Source organism: Leptothoe sp. ISB3NOV94-8A (genome assembly GCF_043421595.1).
GTDB lineage: Bacteria > Cyanobacteriota > Cyanobacteriia > Phormidesmidales > Phormidesmidaceae > Leptothoe > Leptothoe turfae.
Map to the genome: position 1 here is coordinate 179756 of NZ_JAXSQW010000003.1, position 20591 is coordinate 200346.

Annotated in this window: 12 protein-coding genes and 1 pseudogene; 6 read left to right on the forward strand and 7 right to left on the reverse strand. The window is 48.3% G+C overall.

Annotated features, from left to right (window positions below):
* Nucleotides 1-74: 74 nt before the first annotated feature.
* On the reverse strand, nucleotides 75-1979 hold the full coding sequence (locus SPB21_RS32925) for an NAD(P)/FAD-dependent oxidoreductase (protein ID WP_163699976.1): 1905 nt from the start codon (nucleotides 1977-1979) through the stop codon (nucleotides 75-77).
* Between the two features lie 500 nt (nucleotides 1980-2479).
* Here SPB21_RS32925 and SPB21_RS32930 point away from each other — a divergent pair, with 500 nt between their 5' ends.
* The 3 genes from SPB21_RS32930 (at nucleotide 2480) to SPB21_RS32940 (ending at nucleotide 5314) form a co-directional block, all read left to right on the forward strand.
* Nucleotides 2480-4111 (forward strand): lipocalin-like domain-containing protein, encoded by a 1632-nt coding sequence (locus SPB21_RS32930; protein WP_163670419.1) that lies wholly within the window; start codon nucleotides 2480-2482, stop codon nucleotides 4109-4111.
* Between the two features lie 100 nt (nucleotides 4112-4211).
* Nucleotides 4212-4559: a hypothetical protein gene (locus SPB21_RS32935; protein ID WP_163670421.1), complete on the forward strand. Its 348-nt coding sequence runs from the start codon at nucleotides 4212-4214 to the stop codon at nucleotides 4557-4559.
* Nucleotides 4560-4600: 41 nt separating this feature from the next.
* Nucleotides 4601-5314: a 4'-phosphopantetheinyl transferase family protein gene (locus tag SPB21_RS32940; RefSeq protein ID WP_499869267.1), complete on the forward strand. Its 714-nt coding sequence runs from the start codon at nucleotides 4601-4603 to the stop codon at nucleotides 5312-5314.
* A 48-nt stretch (nucleotides 5315-5362) separates the two neighbouring features.
* Here the strand turns inward: SPB21_RS32940 and SPB21_RS32945 are convergent, their stop codons facing one another.
* The 4 genes from SPB21_RS32945 to SPB21_RS32960 are packed head-to-tail and all read right to left on the reverse strand — an operon-like array spanning nucleotide 5363 to nucleotide 9621.
* Nucleotides 5363-6823, reverse strand: coding sequence for a condensation domain-containing protein (locus SPB21_RS32945; protein ID WP_499869269.1), 1461 nt, complete (start codon nucleotides 6821-6823; stop codon nucleotides 5363-5365).
* Between the two features lie 13 nt (nucleotides 6824-6836).
* Nucleotides 6837-7604 carry a polyketide synthase gene (locus tag SPB21_RS32950; RefSeq protein WP_163699968.1) on the reverse strand — a complete coding sequence of 256 codons (768 nt, stop codon included), beginning with the start codon at nucleotides 7602-7604 and terminating at the stop codon, nucleotides 6837-6839.
* A complete protein-coding gene (locus SPB21_RS32955; RefSeq protein ID WP_163699966.1) occupies nucleotides 7592-8359 on the reverse strand; it encodes an enoyl-CoA hydratase/isomerase in 768 nt (255 codons plus the stop codon). The genes SPB21_RS32950 and SPB21_RS32955 overlap by 13 nt, the downstream gene beginning before the upstream one ends.
* Entirely contained in the window at nucleotides 8359-9621 is a 1263-nt protein-coding gene (locus SPB21_RS32960; protein WP_163671846.1) for a hydroxymethylglutaryl-CoA synthase, read from the reverse strand. Before SPB21_RS32960 ends, SPB21_RS32955 begins: the two co-directional genes overlap by 1 nt.
* Before the next feature lie 1260 nt (nucleotides 9622-10881).
* On the opposite strand from SPB21_RS32960, the gene SPB21_RS32965 reads away from it, so the two are divergent.
* Nucleotides 10882-11955: a GNAT family N-acetyltransferase gene (locus tag SPB21_RS32965; protein ID WP_499869271.1), complete on the forward strand. Its 1074-nt coding sequence runs from the start codon at nucleotides 10882-10884 to the stop codon at nucleotides 11953-11955.
* A 92-nt stretch (nucleotides 11956-12047) separates the two neighbouring features.
* Here SPB21_RS32965 and SPB21_RS32970 read toward each other — a convergent pair whose 3' ends face one another.
* The gene (locus SPB21_RS32970) at nucleotides 12048-16235 is read right to left on the reverse strand and encodes a TIR domain-containing protein (RefSeq protein ID WP_499869273.1); all 4188 of its coding nucleotides are present in this window, start codon (nucleotides 16233-16235) and stop codon (nucleotides 12048-12050) included.
* 586 nt (nucleotides 16236-16821) lie between these two features.
* Here SPB21_RS32970 and SPB21_RS32975 point away from each other — a divergent pair.
* The gene (locus SPB21_RS32975; protein ID WP_163670432.1) at nucleotides 16822-16986 is read left to right on the forward strand and encodes a hypothetical protein; all 165 of its coding nucleotides are present in this window, start codon (nucleotides 16822-16824) and stop codon (nucleotides 16984-16986) included.
* A gap of 428 nt (nucleotides 16987-17414) precedes the next feature.
* Here SPB21_RS32975 and SPB21_RS32980 read toward each other — a convergent pair.
* Nucleotides 17415-17870, reverse strand: a pseudogene (locus SPB21_RS32980) (pentapeptide repeat-containing protein); the annotation flags it as partial.
* A gap of 251 nt (nucleotides 17871-18121) precedes the next feature.
* Here SPB21_RS32980 and ppsA point away from each other — a divergent pair.
* Complete coding sequence (ppsA, locus tag SPB21_RS32985; protein ID WP_163659054.1) at nucleotides 18122-20575, forward strand: phosphoenolpyruvate synthase; 2454 nt, start codon at nucleotides 18122-18124, stop codon at nucleotides 20573-20575.
* The last annotated feature ends 16 nt before the right edge of the window (nucleotides 20576-20591 follow it).

A 20591-nucleotide genomic window follows, 5' to 3' on the forward strand; every position in this document is an offset into this window, starting at 1 on the left:
ACGGTGTCGGTGGAACAGTTACTATTGGCAGTATTTGCAGCGAGTGTCTAAAAAATAAAGGCTGCATAGCTCCTTTAATCTAAAAATGACATCTCGTAATCTGGTGGCTCCACCATAGAGGCAAAAATTGAGGCGCGCGTTGGGTCAAATCTCAATTGGTCTAATTCTTGATTATCATCAAGCCATGACTGAATTAGCTGAATTTCACTTGCAATATCCTCATCCATCTGATGATTCAACGGGGACGAGATTTGTGACATCGCCTCGTCTCTGGTCTGGCAGGCATTAGCTACCAGGGCATTCCATTGTGGATCTTCAATCGGCTCAATGTGCACCTGCTTGAACTGGCGATAAACCTGAATATACTCCTCAAGAAAGGGTCGATAAGGTTCCTTATGTCGCATGTCATTAAAGAAGTGCCGTTTGACGGTGTGCAGCCATGCCGGACGTTTGTCAGGTTCTTTGATGCTACATTGCAACAGATAGGCAAAGCTGACGATAAAGTTCTTGAACTGCCGATTTACTTTCCCAATTAATCTATCGACACCTGTCACCGCATACTCTCCCCTCAGGCGATACTTGAACGCATTGTTTGGGAAGGCATAGTAGAACATCAAGTCCTGTATCGATTTGCAATCTTGAGGTTTGTAATCAATACCAAGCAATCTCGCCACATCATCGTTGTAAAAGCCGTAGTAAACCAGATGGTCATGCCGACGAGGCTCGCTATCACCAAAATAATGCTTGTTATAGCTTGCGATGCGAGCATCTAAATTGCGATGGATGTGATAGTGAAAACCCGGTTGAGTAACAAGCTTGTGAATAAACAATCCCTGCATTTCTATAATATTCGCTAACCCCCCACTGTATGGTCGCGTATAGCCAAGCATGTAGATATTGTTCAGCGTCTTTGGGATCACTCCCATAAAGTTATCGCGATATTGATATTGATAGGGGTCTGCTCCGTCAACCATAATGGTGGGCAGCCTTGGTGCTTCCGTATCGCCCTTGATGTAATGATCGAAAGCTCTTTCAATCCCAGCGTAGGTAATCGTTTTCTTTTCAAAATCGATTGGGGTATCTTTGGGGACAACAATGGCTCGGCCCGTATGCAACCACATGCAAATGTCATTCAAAAAATAGCCCTTTGAAAATGCATCGGGCAAATTGTCGCTAAAATTGCGGCAATATTCATCAATGGGCCAGTATTTTATGGCAACGGCACCACTGGCTGGACGTGACTCGCTGGTGTTCCAACTATCGTCCCGTAGGCTGACTGGAAATTGATCGCCGATCAAAATAGGAATTCCAGTACCAGCGGTTGCACCGTAAACGATGTCAGCGTAATGACGATTGGAGAAGTAGCGAAAATTTTGAAACTCCAGTTGATCTAAGGTGTGGGTCGTTTCAAACGCTGGCACGACCTTATCCCGTGGGTGAAACCCATTCGTGCGAATGATCACCTTCGCATCATGGGGAATTAAATGGGAAATCATCAGGTTGGCAGAATCTCCCATTGTGTCAAACACAAACGTCTTATTTGGCGCGTTGTAATCGGTGGTGGTGAGGTGTGAAAAGATGGCTCGACTAAACCCAGTTGCGAAGACCACATGCCGTGCGTTAATCGTAGTGCCACTCTGGGTATATACAACGCTGTGATCGGCAAAGTTATCGACCCTGGTCACAATGTCTCGGATAACTCTTTCTCCGTAGTGCTTCTGCCACTTCTGATGCATTTCATAATACTGAGTAGCACAAGGGTAATGATCCCTTTGGAATTCATCTACGAGGTCAAACGAGTAAAAGCTTGTTAAGTAACTGGAAACTAGATCAAAGTCTAATCTTCCACTCTTATTAAGACGGTCCCAGACGCTGTTGCCATCGGCCGAGATTATCCTAAAGTCTATACCTGTGGAGATCAGTTCGCGGATCAATGGAATCGCACTGAAGCCAAAGCCTACAACCACTACATCGGCCATAATTCATGCTCCTGATAATCCGGATTTTTGGTGAGATGTAACACGTTCAGGTGTTTAGATTCAAGATATATCCTTAGATTGTAATCTCGACAACCGTCAGGCCTGCCATTCCATGAACATCTTTGTTTACAGGGAATTATACAGTTTTTAGATTTGGTAGTAATAAGAAAATATGAGACTTACTCACCTGAAGAAAGATACTTTCAGTCAGCTGCAAGGTGTGCCTAAATGTCAGAGATTATTATGATTAAAAATTGTTATTCTTAGCCATTCACTGTATCGTGGTACCTGTTATAGGCCATAAAGTATTAAAGAAATAGAAGAAGACAACGCAGGATTCCTTCTCAAAAGTGTTATTTCTTACTTGATCTCAATGACTCGCCAGGTTATTGTGGCGAACTTGTTCGAATCGGTTATCAACTTAGTGCATCTGTCAGCTCGCTAGAGATATCGTGAACATTACCCAGTCAAAACCGGTCTCCGGGACTATATTGAAATACTTGGAATCTGTTAACACTGCCGTTAACAAGATTACGGATCCAGCAACTGGTGAAGCCGTTCAAATCCCAAACTATGAGGTCCTTCAAAGGGCTGCTCGTGGATTGGATGAATCTTCATATCCATCGCAAACAGCGCTGATTATTCAACGACTTCTCGGCAGAGGTGCCAGCTTTGATATGGAGACAGCTGGGCCTGAGCAGCCCCTCAGTTTTCCGAAGGATCACCATTTACATCCAAAAATGGGGCCCGAGTGGCATTATTTGAGCTGTGATCTGAATACCAAAGGCCCGAATGGTGAATCGCAGCGCATTGGTGTAATGATTTGGCTGCAAAAGAATCGCATTGTCGGTACTACGGCTCAAACGGAGGCGAAGTGGAGCGATGAGGAATCCCTTATTTGCGCCTCTAAGGTGACTGTGGTTATGAAAACAGACAATGGCAAGGGACGACTCATTCGGCGAAATCGAAACCTTCAGTGGCCTCTTAAAGGCGGGCATATAGCTTACAGCAAACCTGGTGAGAATTTTCGCTTTGTGTGTGGTCCAGATTCTTTCTCCGGCTCGAAGAATGTTCTGCCGCTGCGAGCGCAGGTGAACGATGGAGACCGTATGCGTTTGGACCTGGTGGCAGACTGTCAGGATGAGCTTACCCCTGAGACCGCTTTTTTCCTTCGCGGTGTTAATGGTTGCGGATTCACCGAATTACCCGCTCCTGGCTTTGAGTATGGTTGGCCCCAGATCAAGGTGTCTGGTACGGTCATGGTGGAGGGCAAAACGTATCAGGTAGAGTCTGGCTTAGGTTGGATTGATCATCAAAACCTGAATGGCAGTTTGGAAAATCCGCCTCAGCAAACTCCTGGTTATGACAGTATCCCCTTTGTTGACGATGGCCAGCCTTTTCTCGGTTGGTGTTGGATGTATTTGAACCTGGCCAACAAAGATACTCTAATGACCATCGGTTTAAATGTTGGACCAAATCCGATAGGCCTCTCGCCGCAACTACCTATAATCTCCACATCTAGCTACTATACATCGATCAAAGAGGGTAAGTTAGACGTAACCATTCTTAGTAACCCTGAGAAACCTCCACTCGTCGGAGAGATGAAAATCACGAATTTTCAAGTATTGCCAACGATTACGAATGCGTCCGGCCCCTATCCCCCAAATGCGCTCATCCCTAATGGTTGGACCCTAACTAATGTTAAGGATCATACCTGGGCTCATGCCCTGGCAGGTAATGTGACGGCATGGTCAGATGACGCTACATTTAATGCAGAGGATTGGAGCCTTGCCAGTGAGATGCCTGTAGATTTCACAGATACCAGTGGCCAATTTGCCAACGGCACGGGCTATGCTGAGGTTATTGGCTATGAAAACTCGTTTAGTTTCCAGCAGCGCGCCTTGGTTTTCCTTGAGACTGGAGTTTTACCTGGCGCGATTCCCGAAGTGAGTCTAGCCGCGACGAAGCCAATTTTGGTAAAGCTCGGGAAAAAGCCTCGCTCACATATTACCCAACTAAGGGAAAACTTTGATGGCCCCATCATGGATAAAATCTCAGATATATTGAAGGGGTTGGAAGCAGAGGGAAAAGTCGAAGACGATACTCAAATCGTCATCGCAATGGTGAAGTAGGGGGCAGATGCCCCATGGCACAATCAGTTTTCAACGATAGGTGATACCACCTTAGATAACGGTCAACTTAAACACACTAGTCAAATAGGAAGTAATTATCATGTCTGACCAGAAAAATAATGATGTTGAAGTCATTGATGCATCCGATAACGACGATGATAAGCCTGCCACCGATAAGCTTCTCGGTGGCCTGACGGACGAGATCAAAGTCTTTTCTAAAGCTGCTGCTGTTTATTTCGAGAAATTAAGCGAGCTGCATGAAGAATCGGAGAGTAATAAGAAGCACAGCTCTCTCGTGGATATTTTGACTAATAACCACAAAGCCCAAAAGGCTGCTTGGAAGCATGTAGTTGAGAATTCTGAGGCCCACAAAGAGAATGAAAGGCAGGCCAAGAGATTCATGCCGAAATCAGCTATTGATAGTCTTCATGACTGGCTTGACGATTAGATGAATCGAGAGTTGCCATATCGATTGAAATCGGCTCTGCAATGAGATCATTGACTAACAATCTTGCAAAGATTTGGGTAGTCGATGTCTCTCAGCTTAGTGGAGTCGATATTCTGCGCTGCGAAGCTGCACTCGTGCCAGCAGAAATTGAGCAAATGCGACGGTTCCAGTTCGATCGGGATCGGGATGCTTATCGTGCGGCCCATGGCCTTGCCCGACATGCTCTCTCATCATTTGAACTGGACGTGGCACCGCAGAATTGGGTTTTCAAATCCACCCCCTACGGTCGACCGGAAATTGCTACAGGGTATGGCTTTCCACCCTTGCGCTTCAATATTTCACATACACGTGGCATGGTGGCTGTTATCGTAGCGCGCGAGTTAGATTGTGGTGTGGATGTGGAGTCAGTCGAGCGCTTTAATTGTTTGGAACACTTGGCTGCAAATGTGCTTGCCCCTGCCGAGTTGGCTAGCTTGTTGACGGTGCCAGACTCTGAGCGACCTCTGCTTTTTAGTCGATATTGGACACTCAAAGAGGCCTATTCAAAAGCCCTCGGACTTGGTCTGTCAATGCCATTTGAACGCATTGCATTTGAACTACGAGAAGGAGGTCCTCGACTGCTTAACCAAGCTGGTGACTGGTTTTTTGAGCAATGGTTACCCTCACCAAATTACATTGTGACGACAGCCCTTCGCAGTAGCCAACCGATACGTCTGGTTCGTCACTGGGGCTTTCCAGCCGTATCAACCCTATAGCAGTCTGATGGGGGCTCGCTGGTTTTAGTCATCAGTTGTCCAAGCTCATTAAGGCTTGCTTTGAGCCATGGTGTTGCTTCCCTGTGCCACGGCCAGTGCCGTTGTCTTAAATCGGTGCTTCAATAGGGCAGCATCCTCTCCACTGAATTGTTTCTCGTTGTAACTCAGGTGAATATTTAGTAAGTCTTTGAACAAGACAGCGCTGAAAAGAGCAGTGCCAAGGATCGACGGAGCTACGTAACCACGGGCATTGGTGACCGTAAAATTGCCAGTCTTAGTCGACATTCTTGTTAGATTTAGGAACGTCAAGCTGGTGGAACTGTACTTAGCCATGCTGACAATGAACCGAGCCGCTCGATCAACACCTTTGCTTCCTTTTGGGAAAAATAGTTTCCAGTCCATGATGGCCGCAACCGTTGGCATCACAAACAACCGGGGAGAATCTTTCTTCATGGCGGATTTGATTTCGCGTCTAATATCCTTGGCCATCTCGGGGATATTTTTTTTATCCGTTAGTTTGCGAACCACATCCACGGTAGAGGAGAATAATCCAAAATCATTTTTGGGAATGGACAGGAAAGGACGTAGATTGATGGGCATGGGCATGGTGATGACCCGCTCGGTTGTATCTTTTTGCTTTGGGCTCTCGGCCAGGAGTGGGTGAATGACATCCATGGTGATGGCGATGAGCAGCGCGTAAAGGGTGACCTGTTCTTGCTTGGCATATGCAATTAGGGATGCTGTTTCAGCAGCATTAAACGTGAAGGTCTCGACGATGGGCCGTCGCTCAGCAAACGGCACATCTGCGTCGTTGCGCAACGGTGCTGGCATGTCGCCCAGCTGATTGAGTTGCCCCATTACCTTGGATTGACAGCTTACCAGTTGCAACAGACCTTTAATTCCCTTGAAACGGGAGGCCATGCCATCTTCCAGCATCGGCGGGAAGGGAAGCGGTTCCGGTGATGGTAAGCTGTCACCGGAGGAGACTGTGCCAAGTAAATTGACAATGTCCACCAACAGGTTTGCATGGGAAAAGCCGTCGCCGATTAAATGCTGAAAGGTTACGAATACGGAGCAGTAATCCTCGGAAAATCTTACGAGTTTTACCCGGATCATTAACTCATGATAGCCGTCAAATGGTCGGCGCAATTCTTCGGTGGCAATCCGATCTCGATTCTCCTCGGTGCTTGAACACATTTCGATGGGGATTACCGGTGCTTCTGCTGGCTCATAACAGGCAAAGTATAGTTTCTGATGTTCCTGGCGTAGGATGCTGCGAAGCATCGGATACCGTATTTGGCACCAACGAAGCACCTGCGCTAAAGTATCCTCAGTCACATTGCCATGAATATCCACAGCCGCACCTATGTTAAATGGGCTCGCTTGGTCAAAGATCCAGGCGGAATATTCCATTTTGCCGAGCGGTCGGGCAATGGTTGGTCTGTTATCAGGGGATGTAGGCGCTTGAGTATTCAGCTTGCGTTTAAATAAGGTGAGCAGATCATTCATGGGTCAGGTGATGTTATTTGCCGAATAAAGACCGAATGTTATCTCTTACTTCTTGCTGATGGAAGGTGATGCCATGCATGGTTACTTCTTGTTCAATGAACCGGGGTAAATCCTTCCGCAATTGCTGCACAAGATGATCCTTCAGGGTGATCAGGGAAACACGCGGTATCCGAGCTAGGTCCCGAGCTACGTCCAATGCCTGCTTCATGACCTCGGTTCTTGGATAAACAGGAAAAACAGCGCCTCGCTCTTTTAACTCTGCCCCCCGGTAGCGACGGGCTTGAAGCAACATTTCTGGCCCCAGGACTGGTCCTAACTTATGGGGAACGATCATAGTGGCCCCCATGCCTGGCGTGAATCCGTACTTCATAAAATTGGTTGTGTAAATACTCTCCCTGCTTAAGATCACAAAGTCGGCAAATAAACCCATCACAAATCCGCCGCCAATGCCATGCCCCTGCATAGCTGAAATTACCGGGATCCGGCAATCGAGGGCGAGGCCATAAATGTTGTTGTCTGAAAATTTTCCATTCCCTTCCTGGAGGGTCAGTAAATCCTCTTGTGTGCCACCGCTGGCAAAATAACTGTCAAAGCCAGTCAGGATAACGGCCTTAAATGTGTTGTTGGTTGCGATGCTTTGGAAAGCAAGAATCAGTTCACGGCTCATTTGATGGGTGAAGGTATTCTTGTGCACGCGATCGCACATAGTCACCTGGACAATATAGGGTTCCACCTCCTTAACATTGACCACTGATTCCGATACCGTGCTCATTCCTCCCATGGGAATACCCCTGTTGTAACATAGCGGGCAATTTTATCAAGATTGTCCATGTCGGTGAAAACCTCTAGATTGGCCGCCAAAGCCTGGGGTCGTGCCTGGGCGAGCGAGCCATCGAGATCGCCCATGTAACGCTTATAACGGGTGATGCCCTTTTTAGAAAGCCGTCTCAAGCGGAGCAGATGCTTACGCAGCAGGTTCTCGCTGTTGGCATCATAAGCGTCCACCAACCCCCAAGCCTCAGCTTTTTGAACGGAGATGGGTTGGGTCATCAGGGTCAGGTAATGAGCCTTTTGAAAGCCAATGCGACGGTTTAGAAACGGCAGCACACAGGCAGGCATGAGTCCGAACAACAGTTCGGACAAGCTGAATATGGCGGTTTCATTGGCCAGAACAATGTCGCAGGCCGCAACAAATCCCATACCGCCTGCGTTGGCTTTTCCCCGAACATGGGCCACGCTGACATAAGGCCCAGTGGCCAGATCTAACCAGACATTGTACAGAGGTTCAGGATCCTGCCCCTTTGCTTCACCACCCGCTAGACTACGCTCGATTGCCTGGAAATCTGCCCCAAAACAAAACACTTCAGGCAATCCCTCAATTACCAGAACGGTAATTGTGTCTCGATACCTCCGAAGCACGTCTTGGAATTCTGCTATCAGTAGATCGTTGATAGTATTATTGGCTTCTGGACGGTTAATCTGTAGCATGCAAATTGGACCGTCAAACCTGATGCGTATGGTATCGTATTGCTCCATTACGATACCCACTCATATTCACGATGATATTCTTGAATCGCTTTGAGAAACAACAGTGGTTTCCCATTCCTTGCTGATCTTGCTGCAGGCATAAAGTTGGGGTCTAATGTCGCGTTGCGGGTGCCAAAACGAACCGCATGATTACCCAACAGCATCTTGTCATATTCCTCCATGGATAGCTCGTAACGCCGATTCAATTGCGCCTCAATCCCCATGCGACGAAGACGTTGCTGTCCCTCACTGGTCACTACTCCACTAAAAAATTCAGAGCAACAGCCAGACCCATAGGAAAAACATCCGATCCGTTGCGGTGAATCAAAACTCGCGCAATCGATGGTGCTGGCCAGGGACAATGCCATTGTTCCCCCCATAATGTTGCCGACCCGCTGACAATAAGTGAGACCCGGTGCAACCCGACGGCTGAAATCTTCCTCAATCTGCGGTAGCTTAGCCTTGGCCATCTTGCGCATCATGTTGCGGTGAGCCCCTTTGACCATGCCACCAAACGGGGTGTGAAACGAGAGGTAGCCAAAGGAGCTGGTATAGTCGACATCTTTGACGCGTTTTTGGTATTCCAGATAGGCCTTCTCACAACACTCTAGATAGGACAATAGCGATAGGTCCGCATCACCCGCTTCGCTGTCGGGAACCGGACGACAGGTGTCCATGACCTCAAACCCGTAATAGCCATTGGCACCGATATCGACCTGGAAAATATAGGGCATTTCGCTGACTAGCATGGCAACTGAGCCAGCCCCGCTACTAGGCTCGGCAAATGACCAGTCGTGTGTCAGCTCTTGACCACCCTCCGCAACCAGAAAACGGGTGATATCTGTTGCCACTACCAAGGCTTTTGCCCCGGGCGATGTTTGAGAAAGAATTGTATTGACTGCCATTTGCAGGCCAGCAACCCCGGAATAACAGGCATTTTTGAGTTCAAACAGGCGACAGTTTCGATTGAGTTCAAGATAATGGTGTATGTAGGTACTGATCGATTTACCAAAATCGATCCCCGACTCCGTACACGTGATGAGCAGTTCGATGCGATCTTTTTCAGCCGGACTCAACGCGTCCACAATCGGTTTAGCTGCATTTACTCCGAAACTGATCGGATCCTCGTAAGGCAAGCTTACGGTCTTTTCCTTCATCAGAAGGTTCTCAAAACGATCAACATCCAGTTTGCGATGCACAGCCAATTTACTTACATCCAAGTAGGCCGTACCTCCGAAAACATTCATTGCTTCAATGCCAACGTGTTCCACAGTGTCTCCTTGGATAGCATCGTATGGAGCCATATTTCGAGTCGACATGGAATTCGACATCTATGGCTCGTTAAACAAGAATATCTATGTAGTATCAAGATATCTGTGTAGAGTATCACCTTAATTTGACTTTATCCATCAAGTCGCATGGTGTGAAGTAATTCTCAGTGGTTTTATTGTAGGCTTACAATTTTCTTCAGGTCTTAACCTGTATAAACAGGTTAACAAATTCCGCAGTGCATATCAGTGGCACATACTCGACATCCTCTTTTAGGAGAGTCTCATATTCCTCATTAATAAACTCCCTCCTGCCTAGACTCAATTTATCCGTTACAAAGACAGCGTCAAAGCATTACAGTTGATTCCCAAAACCTAAAGATTAATCAACTTTCTGCTTATTGTTCAAAGGGTTATGAGGGTGGGTAAATCAGTTACCTTGTACTAGTCGGTGAGATAACTGCTATATAAGAAATCCCACAAGTGCTAAGACCCATGGGGGCTTCGATTTAGATATAAAGGGTTAAGAAATATAGTGCTCTTTCTACTCAGATGTAGGGGTTGAAAGACGTTATGCACTCACTTGCGTTGTCTGTGAATTCACAGTAAGCTAACTATGGGTCATGTCATTCTCTTTATCCGATGTGCCTATGGTCTGCTTATACAACCATCAAGGTTGCTTGGTTTGTGTCGGCGATCACTGCGGTGTAAGCGGATTAGGGATTGAGTCAGGGATTAACGGTGTATTCCTGTGTTAGCCCCGGATGTTGTAGCGATGGATTGAGTGCAGGTTTAAAATACAACAACATCCAGAACACTCAGCTGAGGAACTCTTCTAAAATAAACAAGACTTTTTAGAGGTATTTAATGTCAGGCGAACTGACTATAAACAGGGCTCTCTAGTGCAAGTAAGAAGAAATATCAGTGATGTGCTTGGGTGTTGTCTTTGAGCCTTCTGATGATTCTATCGAAATATCTATCGTTAGACCTCCCTGTGTTGTGGCTATGAGCTTTTCAACTCATGTGTACAGCATATTCCTGTAGTGCTTCAAAATCTCTTCTCTGATACAAACGTTAACGTTGTTATTTTTCACTGTTATCCTTGCTAATCAGTGGCTTAAGTCTATGGATTGCTGTGGTTGAGGACGCAGCTAGTGGTAATGTCATCCGTACCAACTAGACTTCTGGCGTCTCACCAGTAAAGTGGCACATCTTCTAAGGATGGTATCCTCTTTGATCGCTATAACTTGAAAGGTGTTACTAATGAATGCGACATCGACAATGCTGCCCTCCATCACCAACGCCATTGACAAACAGGTCTTGTCCTCTGAGTTGACTGTAGACAAGCTGATTCGGACCCATAAAGGGTTAGAGATCTATCTGGTAACGGCGGATGATGCGCCTCGGGTGATGACCGAAATTGGCCGGATTCGAGAAGTCGAATTTCGCCGGGAGGGAGGTGGCAGTGGAAAACCGAAAGATATCGATTGCTTTGATTATGGACCGGTTCCCTATCGTCAGCTCGTGGTATGGGATCCCATTGCTCAAGAAATTGTCTCCATGCATCGTTACATTCTCTGCCGTGATGCTCTGCATGTGGACGGTAGGCTGGATCTGGCCACAGCTAAACTGTTTGATTTTTCCCAACGGTTTCTAGAGCAATATTTGCCTAAGACCATTGAACTAGGGCGCTCAGTTGTTAATCGTAGTGCCCAACGACGCAGACTAGGACTATTTGCAGTCTGGTGTGGGTTGGGTGCTTTGATACGAGAGTATCCTGACATGGACTATTTTTTTGGCAAAGTGACTATTGCATCACCCCATTATTACTCTGTCCAAGCGCTATTATTGCCGTTTATGCAACGTTACGGGATGACTCAAGACAGGTTGGTTGTCCCTAAGATCCATTGTCGAATTCATGACCCGGCTACCCTTAATGGTTCATTTCCCCATTTTTCATGGGCAGAGGGCTCTGATAAAACTGCCCTCAATTCTCTTAGGGTTCAACTTAAGAAAACAGGACAGTCAATGCCATCATTGCTCAATAGTTATCTAAAGACGAGCGATCAGCTTCGTTACTTTGGCAGTGTTTGTAATCTTGAGTTTGGCAATGTGATCGAAGCCGCTATTCTAATTCCCATCAACTCAATTAAGGAAAAATCCCATCGGCGATTTATTGATTCATACGCCAGCATCAATTCTCAACGATTTCGGATTCTGGATCGACAAAGTAGGGAAAAAGGGCTTGCTAGAGATATTGCTGGCTTACAAGATTTTATTCACACAACTATGACTAAAAGCAATAAACCCCATCCTATGTACGTTTCCATAGGCTAGAGTTAAGCTCTCCGACATCAGCTCCATTGTTTCTTTCAGTCTTGTTATTACTAGCATTCTTCCTATCTCGGAAAGATTATGGTAATAGCATCCTAACCGTTACACAGTTGGCGAGCGTTCTCATCCATCTCCACATTGTTGTGCAAGTAAAACCTTGCCCAATCACAACCATGTTTCATCAGGTTCTCTAGCTCGAACTGTAATTTCCAGAGAATGACTTTTCCATCTGCACTGGCAGAAACAATTTGTGAGTGTTCGGGATGAAATGCAACATTAAATACCCAGTCATTGTGACCTGCCAAGGTTAATAGTAACTTGCCATCCAGATGCCACAGTTTAATTGTTTTGTCGCCACTGGCGGAGGCAAGTAACGTGCCATCGGAGTTAAAGCTGATGCCATACACCCAGGCACCGTGACCGGTTAATGTATGTGATAATTCTCCCTCTAAACTCCACAGGCGAATCGCTTTGTCGTAGCCTGCCACTGCCAGGGTTTGGCCATCGGGACTAAACTCTATCGCTCTATTCCAGGCCCGGTCTTCTTCATCTAAGGTAAGCACACGAGCAGGCTCATTAGCGAAGCTACCATCCATGTGTCGTTGCCGTAGGTGAACATGGGTATCTCGTCCTGTGGAAGCTAACCATTGGCCATCGGGGCTAAAGGTGACGTCATAAACCCGATCGCTATGACCAGAAAGAGTTTGTAGCAGATTACCAGTTTCCAGATCCCAAAGTTTAATGGTGGTGTCGCGACTAGCCGTGGCCAAGGTTTTACCATCGGGGCTAAAGCTAGAGGCATAGACGCGTCCCTGATGACCAGACAATGTGTGTGCCGGTTGATTAGCGCCCACCTGCCAAACTTTTGCTGTTTGATCGTAACTGCTGGAAACCAGGGTTTGGCCATCGGGACTAAAGGTCACCGAATGCACGATATTGTTATGACCTTTTAAAGTTTGCAGCAGGGTACCGTTAGAGTGCCAGATCTTAATATCGTTTTTCCCCTCAGCTACGGCCATTAAGGTCCCATCGGGGCTAAAGCTGACATCCCGCATCGGTTCTTTGTGTTCATCCAGGACGGTTACCAGGTCTTCCTGAGTGTGCCAAATGCGAATGGTGTTGTCTGCACTGGCTGAGGCTAGTTGATGATTTGGACTAAAGGTGACTGTCTGTACTTCATTTTCGTGGCCCTGTAATGTTTTTAATAACTGGCCAGTCAAACTCCATAGTTTGATAGTGCGATCGCGACTGCCCGATGCCAGCCGTTCACCATCATGGCTAAAGGTTACACTATCCACTGAGGCCGTATGCCCCTTGAGTTCTTGCCGGGCAGTCCCATCAGAATTCCAGAGTCGAATAGTGCGATCTCGACTGCTAGAGGCAATGGTTGCCCCATCGGGGCTAAAGACAATACTGGAGATTGCCTGGCGGTGACCGGACAACAGTTTTGCTGGTTGGTTATCCTCGACGGACCACAACTTAATCGTGCCATCTCCGCCGCCAGAAGCCAGGGTTTGACCATCAGGGCTAAAAACCAGTGTCAGCACTGGACTGCCCCCATGGTGCGCTGTGAGCGTCTGGCGCAGAGTACCATCCCGATTCCAAATGCGGATATCGCCATCATCACTAGCGGAACCAAGCAGCTGGCCGTTGGGACTAAACTCAACGGCCCGGACAGTCTTGCGGTGGCCGCTGAGAGTTTTGAGCAGGGTCCCCTCGATATCCCAGAGCTTCACAGTGCGATCACCACTGGCAGAGGCTAGGGTTTGACCGTCAGGGCTAAACGCAACGCTGTAGATTGCTTCATTATGGCCCTTAAACACCCGTAAAAGTTTGCCATCCCAGCGCCAAAGCCGTAGGGTATGATCCCAGGAGACTGAGGCCAAATGTTTACCATCGGGGCTGTAGCTAATATCGGATACCAGGTTGGCATGGCCTGAAAACCGATTGGCTTCATGGATACCATAGAGCACCGAGCCCAATGCCCGAATGACGGGAATAGTCTGTTGGTCAGTGGGATTGATCATTGTTTCTAACTCTCTTCCAGCTTGCAGAGCTGCTTGCAGGGCCTCCAGCTGGTGATGGGAGACAAATAGTGCTTCTGAGGTATGGCTGATGGCCTCTACTTCATTGGCTTTAGCCTGTTGCTCACTGGTCTTAGCCTGTTGTTCACTCACGCGAGCCCAACCAAACAACATCAAGGCGACCACGCCTAACCCAGTGGCGACGATTAAGGCAACACTCAGCACTCCAACAAACCACCGTTGCCGTTTGGCATACTTTTTCTGTTCAGCGAGCCGGGTTTCTGCTTCTTGGGTACGCTCTTTTTGTAGCTGAAGTAGGTGGATCTGGCGCTGCTGTTCAGCAGCCTCTTCAGACCTCTGGGCGGCACGACTAGCATGGATAAATGCTTGTTGCAATGATGTGGCAGGAGGCTGTTTTTTGCCAATTTCGGCTTCCTGTAGCCAGGCTTCAGCAATCACTAATTCACTGCCTCGTAACAACAGATCGGCACTGCGATCTTTCTGTTCCCACTCAATGGCCAGTTGACACCACTTTGTATGGCTTTGCACGTGGTTGCGGTCGGTATCCAGGGTACGTACTAGTTGGCTAAAACTAGTTAAAAAGTCGTGGGTTTGGGGTGAAAAATCAATCCAATGTATTTTAGCTAACTCAGGAGGCAACTGTTGGGTATCGACAGACTGATACAATAGAGGAATAAAGCGCTTATTTAGGCTGGCTGCATAGGCTACCTCATCAGCACAGTAGGGAGAGTTTACGGCCTGTGGAGAAATCACAAACAAGAAATTATCCGTTGAGGCAATGCCTCGATAAATCTCCTGCTGAAAGTCTACCCCAAAGCTAATACTTTCTTGATCAAACCAGGTGGTTTTACCCTGAATTTGAAGGGTATCATTGAGACGACGAGCAAATTCTGAATCGCTACGGGAATAGGAGATAAAAACGTCTAGTGACTGGGCCGGAGGCTGGCGTAAGCTTTCTTTAATAAAGGTGGTCTGTAATTTTGTAGGCCCTTGTTGGAGACGGTCTTGAGCGACTTTTAGCCAGGTTTCAGCATGGCGTAAATTGTAGCCCCTTAACAAAATGCTGGGATTGCGATGCTGGCGTTTCCACTTTAGAGCTTTTGCTAGTAGTTGTTTATGCTCGCTGTGGTAATCGGCCCCATGGCGCAAAATTCGTAATAGCTTGGCAATATCATCTTCATACTGTTCGAGGCTGGTGTTGTCTGAAAAGTTAATAAACTGAAGGGAGCGTTGGCGGGGAGGAAGCCGCTGCATATCCAACGGTTTAACCAGCAGGGGAATAATCCGTTTGTTTAATAACTGGGCATAGGCAATCTCTCGCTGACAATAGGTGGACCCTAAGGCTGCGGGGGAAAGAATATAAATTATATTGTCTGTTTCTTCAATGCCGACTTTGAGGGCTCGTTTAAAGTCTGTGCCAGTGAGAATATCGGTTTTGTTGGTCCAAACAGTAATGTTCTCCCGCATTAAACGCTGACGCAGTTGTTCCCGAAAAGAAATGTCTTCTTCGGCATGGGCTAAAAACACCTGAGTCATCAGATTATGGGCGTTTTTAGTGCTCTCAGTAATAAACTCACAATGTAAATTTGTTGGTAGGCAAGGAGGCTGCTCATCTTTAAATGGTTGAGTGAGCCAGGCTTCTGCGGTTTGCCGTTCTTTTCCAATTAGCAAATAGCCAGATTGCTTTTGATGATATTCCCAATAAAGCGCTTGCTTTAACAGGATGGTGTGGCGGTGTACATATTTTTTCTGTTTTTGTAAGATTGCTAACAGTCCTTGAAAGGACTGGTCAAGATCATCAATGCCTTCGCGATAGTAAATCCAGTTGATTTTTGCGATCGCAGCATGCATATTTAAAAAACTAGAATGTTTCCCAGCAGCCTTATAGCCTTCCCAATCTGCATCTGCACCTTGGGGGTTGCGCTGTTGCCAAATTTCTCGGCTAATTTCTTCGACGTGTAAGATCGGAATAATCCGTTTCCCTCGCGATATGGCCCGCTCAATTTCTAAGCTACAATAGGATGAATTAACAGAATGAGGCGAAATGATAAAGAGAAAATTGTCAGCCCGGTCAATACCGGTGTCAATCTGTTTTTGATAGTCTACGCCTAGAGGAATATCCTCAAAATCAAACCAAACATCTAATCCTTGATCGACCAGCTGGTCATTTAGCTTGGTAGCGAAGGCTTTGCTATCTGCCCGACCATAGGAAATAAAAGCATCTTGGTAATGAGTCATAATACAAGATGTATTGGTGTTAGACGTATTTAAACTATATCGTTTCAATAGAGTTGCAATCTATACTCCTTTAACGGCGTGCTCTAAAAGGCTGAAGGAAATACCACCAGAGTGCTAGATTGCCCACAAAACCGTCCCAGGCTAGGACTATGCATGGGTAGATGCATGGGTAGATGGGTGCATGGGACGTGGTGGTTATTTAGCTGCAAGTGCCTGAGGGCCGTAACGCTTGGTTGTAAATGGGGAGGTACTAGGGGGGCTGTCGGCGTGTTCATTGCACCATATTATTTGTCCTCACAATATCCCCAAACTTTCTCTGTATCTTAAAAGGTGTTCGATATTAAACAATCAGGGAGGGGGGTAGCCAGTGTTCATCTAGAAAACTCGCTTGGAGCATGTAGGGATGCTTTTATGGCGTTATCTGAACCAATCGCTGTTTGATACAAGCAGCAGGATAATTCTTCTAGAGCCATAGCAGTTTTGCCTAACCATAGAGTTTAGTCTTTAGAAGACTGTTGGGAATTGTAATATTCCTACAAAGAAAAGCATTGCTAGATCAATTTATCTGCATTAAGGGAGCTTTATTATGAGCGCATTACAAAGAATGGTAAGCACGGTTGGTCAGTCTATTCAGCAATCTACAGTTTGGATATTTGATGCTGCTAAACGACTCTTCTCTCCCAGTGATGATAACTATCCTGAAACGGGGGTACAGCCCTTTGAAGGAGATATTTCAGAGACTAATCAGTAGGCCATAGCAGGTGGAACTGTGGTTACAGTAAAGGGTTGGCAGCCCATCTGGAAAATGCAGATGGGCTGCCAACTCTGCATACCTAAGTAACGATTGGTAAGGGATGTCCTGTGGCCGTAGTGAACTATCTCTTGACGGGAGAAATGACGTCGTCCCCAACGTTGTTATGACTAATATTTCGAGCATTAAATCACGTCCAAGGTGTAACCGGCTGAGTTCTCTACGGGAACATCTGCCAGTTCTGGGTATGGATAAGGGAGGGCTCTCATACCCCCTCAAGCATGGGGAATAATGTGTGTGGGGACATCTAAGATGTCAGGGGTATGAGGGTGTGGCACAAGCCAGAGATTCTGGGGCGGCACCAGGGGATGCGCCTCATCCGGGACAAAGATCGGGAGGTGGTTGCCCGGTTCAGCCGGTACCGTGCCTCCCCCAATACTGATGGGAGTGCCCACGACCGTTGCCTGGGCAAGGTTGAGGTTCTCCATAGAGGCCCCCGTCACATCCACATAGTAGAGCTGAGCCTGTGCAAAATTCCCATGGTCTAAGTTGGCGTTGACCAGACTGGCATTGGTCAAAAAGGCCCCCGTCAAATTGGCATGGGTCAAGCTGGCCCCGGTGATGTCCGCGCCTTCGAGGTTACTCCAGGAGAGGTCTGCGCCTCGGATGTCTGCGCCTCGGAGGTCCGCGCCAATCAAATGCGTTTGACTGAGGTCAGCCCCGACCAAATAACAGCGTTGACAGTGGTTGGTGATGAGCAGTTGTTGTACATTGGCGGCCACCCGTGCCTCCAAGCCTGACTCAATCGGTGCCTCTGCCCGACTGGGGGGAGCGCCCATCAAAAGGGCCATGAGTGGGAGTGTGGCTAAATAGTGTCGTTTCATAGTCTCCTCCTAGGTCAACAGCCAGGCTGTTGCACCCTGTTGAACGAGAACTCCATCGAGCAGACGACGACTCTCATCTACCCTGCTTTAATTGTTGCATGGATGCCAAAAAAGGGACTGCCCCCTGGTCTGGAGTTAATGAAACGATACGTGGGTGGGCATCCTCATAGATTCCTCAAAGTCTTGACTTATACCCAGATTGGAAACGGTCACCCCCGTTTCTAGTGATTGTTATTTTGGATTCTGTTTTTATGGTGCAAACGACCCCTGCAAATTTGGCCCCGACGCCGACTCAATCCGCCTTTATCCTTGAATTTGAGCGGATTACGATTGATGATGTTCCCTGTGTGGGGGGAAAAAATGCATCCTTGGGCGAGATGATTCAACAGCTGACGCCCCAAGGGGTGCAGGTGCCCACTGGGTTTGCCACCACCGCCGATGCGTATCGCTATTTTATACAGCAGGCCGGTCTGGACGAGGCGTTGAGAGCGCACCTAAGCGATCTAGATATCGACGATGTCACGGCCCTGCGCCACTGTGGTCGAACCGTCCGTTCGTTAATCCTCGACACGCCCTTTCCGCCGGAGCTCGAAGCGGCCATTGCCAAGGCGTACTTGACCCTCTGTGCTGACAGTGGGAATCCAGCGCTGGATGTGGCGGTCCGCTCGAGTGCCACCGCTGAAGACCTGCCGGATGCGAGTTTTGCCGGCCAACAGGAAACCTACCTGAATGTGCATGGTGTCAAGGGCGTGCTGGAGGCGTGCCATAAATGTTTTGCCTCGCTCTTTACGGATCGGGCGATCTCCTATCGCACCATCAAGGGCTTTGACCACTTTACGGTGGCCCTGTCGGTGGGTGTGCAGCGGATGGTGCGCTCGGACTTGGCGACCTCGGGTGTGATGTTCTCCATCGACACCGAAACCGGCTTTAAGAACGCGGCACTCGTCACCGCCGCCTATGGGTTGGGCGAGAATGTGGTGCAGGGGGCGGTGAACCCCGATGAATATTTAGTGTTTAAGCCGACCCTTCGGGAGGGATATCGTCCCATATTGAAAAAGCGCCTGGGCAGTAAAGAGATCAAAATGGTGTACGACGTGGGCGGTAGCAAGCTGACGAAGAATGTCCCGGTGTCGGAGGTGGAGCGTCAGCGCTATGCGATTAGTGATGATGAGATTTTAACCCTAGTGCGGTGGGCGTGCATCATCGAAGACCACTATACCCAGGTGCGGGGCACCTACACGCCGATGGATATTGAGTGGGCGAAAGACGGTCTCACGGGAGAGTTGTTTATTGTGCAGGCGCGCCCGGAAACGGTTCAATCTCAAACGTCAGCCTCGATTCTGCGTAATTATGTTCTCCAGGCGGATACCACCGACCTGACGCCCTTAGTGACGGGTCAAGCGGTGGGTGAAATGATTGGTCAGGGGTCCGCGCGGGTGATCCAATCGGTGCAAAACATGGCCGAGTTTCAACCGGGGGATGTGCTGATTACCCAGCGAACAGACCCGGATTGGGAACCGATTATGAAACGGGCGAGTGCGATTGTCACCGACCAAGGGGGTCGCACCTGCCATGCGGCCATTATTGCCCGAGAGTTGGGCATTCCGGCGATAGTGGGGTGTGGCAACGCGACCGAGCGTCTAGCCACCGGAGTGAGCGTGACGGTGACGTGCGCCGCTGGCGAAGTGGGTAAAGTCTATGGGGGACACCTGCCCTTTACGGTCGAAGAAACGGCGATTGATGACATCCCCCGGACGCGGACCCAAATTCTCATGAATGTGGGGAATCCCGAAGAAGCGTTTCATTTTGCGAAAATTCCGTGTGATGGGGTGGGATTGGCGCGCATGGAGTTTATCATTGCCAACCACATTAAAGTGCATCCCCTGGCCTTACTCAACTTTGACCAGTTAGCCGTCGGCCCCATCAAACATGAGATTGAGCAGCTGACCGCGCTCTATGCCCATAAGCCCGACTACTTTGTGGAACAGTTGGCCCATGGATTAGGGATGATTGCCGCGGCGTTTTATCCCAAGCCTGTGGTGATTCGGCTCTCCGATCTCAAGAGTAATGAATATGCGAATCTGTTGGGCGGAGCGTCGTTTGAACCGACCGAAGAGAACCCGATGATTGGTTGGCGGGGGGCCTCTCGTTACACCGACCCGCGCTATCGGGAAGCGTTTGGCTTGGAATGCCAGGCCTTACAGCGGGTGCGTCGAGACATGGGCTTGACCAATTTGATTCCCATGGTGCCCTTCTGTCGGACCCCCGAAGAAGGGCAGCAGGTGCTCACTGAAATGGCCCGCTATGGGTTAGTGCGAGGGGAACAGGGGTTACAGGTGTATGTGATGTGTGAGATTCCCAACAATGTGATTTTGGCGGATGAGTTTAGCCAGATCTTTGATGGCTTCTCCATTGGGTCGAACGACCTCACGCAGCTGACCCTGGGCCTCGACCGGGATTCTGCCCTGGTGGCCCATCTCTTTGACGAACGCAGTGCTGGGGTCAAGGCGATGGTACGTCAGGTGATTGCGAAGGCGAAGGCGAATCAGCGCAAGATTGGCATCTGTGGCCAAGCGCCGAGTGACTATCCTGAATTTGCTCAGTTTTTGGTGCAGCAGGGGATTGATTCCATTAGTCTCAATCCAGACTCTGTCTTAAAGACCACCTTAGCGATTGCGGCCATGGAGGCGGAGACCATGACCTAGGGAGCTGTCTGTGTAG

What these genes read in the sequence shown, in the direction of transcription:
- SPB21_RS32950 (WP_163699968.1), bottom strand. Translation starts at nt 7,604, where the DNA reads ATGGGAGGAATGAGCACGGTATCGGAATCAGTGGTCAATGTTAAGGAG.
- SPB21_RS32975 (WP_163670432.1), top strand. Translation starts at nt 16,822, where the DNA reads ATGAGCGCATTACAAAGAATGGTAAGCACGGTTGGTCAGTCTATTCAG.
- SPB21_RS32955 (WP_163699966.1), bottom strand. Translation starts at nt 8,359, where the DNA reads ATGGAGCAATACGATACCATACGCATCAGGTTTGACGGTCCAATTTGC.
- SPB21_RS32935 (WP_163670421.1), top strand. Translation starts at nt 4,212, where the DNA reads ATGTCTGACCAGAAAAATAATGATGTTGAAGTCATTGATGCATCCGAT.
- SPB21_RS32925 (WP_163699976.1), bottom strand. Translation starts at nt 1,979, where the DNA reads ATGGCCGATGTAGTGGTTGTAGGCTTTGGCTTCAGTGCGATTCCATTG.
- SPB21_RS32970 (WP_499869273.1), bottom strand. Translation starts at nt 16,235, where the DNA reads ATGACTCATTACCAAGATGCTTTTATTTCCTATGGTCGGGCAGATAGC.
- SPB21_RS32965 (WP_499869271.1), top strand. Translation starts at nt 10,882, where the DNA reads ATGAATGCGACATCGACAATGCTGCCCTCCATCACCAACGCCATTGAC.
- SPB21_RS32940 (WP_499869267.1), top strand. Translation starts at nt 4,601, where the DNA reads ATGAGATCATTGACTAACAATCTTGCAAAGATTTGGGTAGTCGATGTC.
- SPB21_RS32945 (WP_499869269.1), bottom strand. Translation starts at nt 6,823, where the DNA reads ATGAATGATCTGCTCACCTTATTTAAACGCAAGCTGAATACTCAAGCG.
- ppsA (WP_163659054.1), top strand. Translation starts at nt 18,122, where the DNA reads ATGGTGCAAACGACCCCTGCAAATTTGGCCCCGACGCCGACTCAATCC.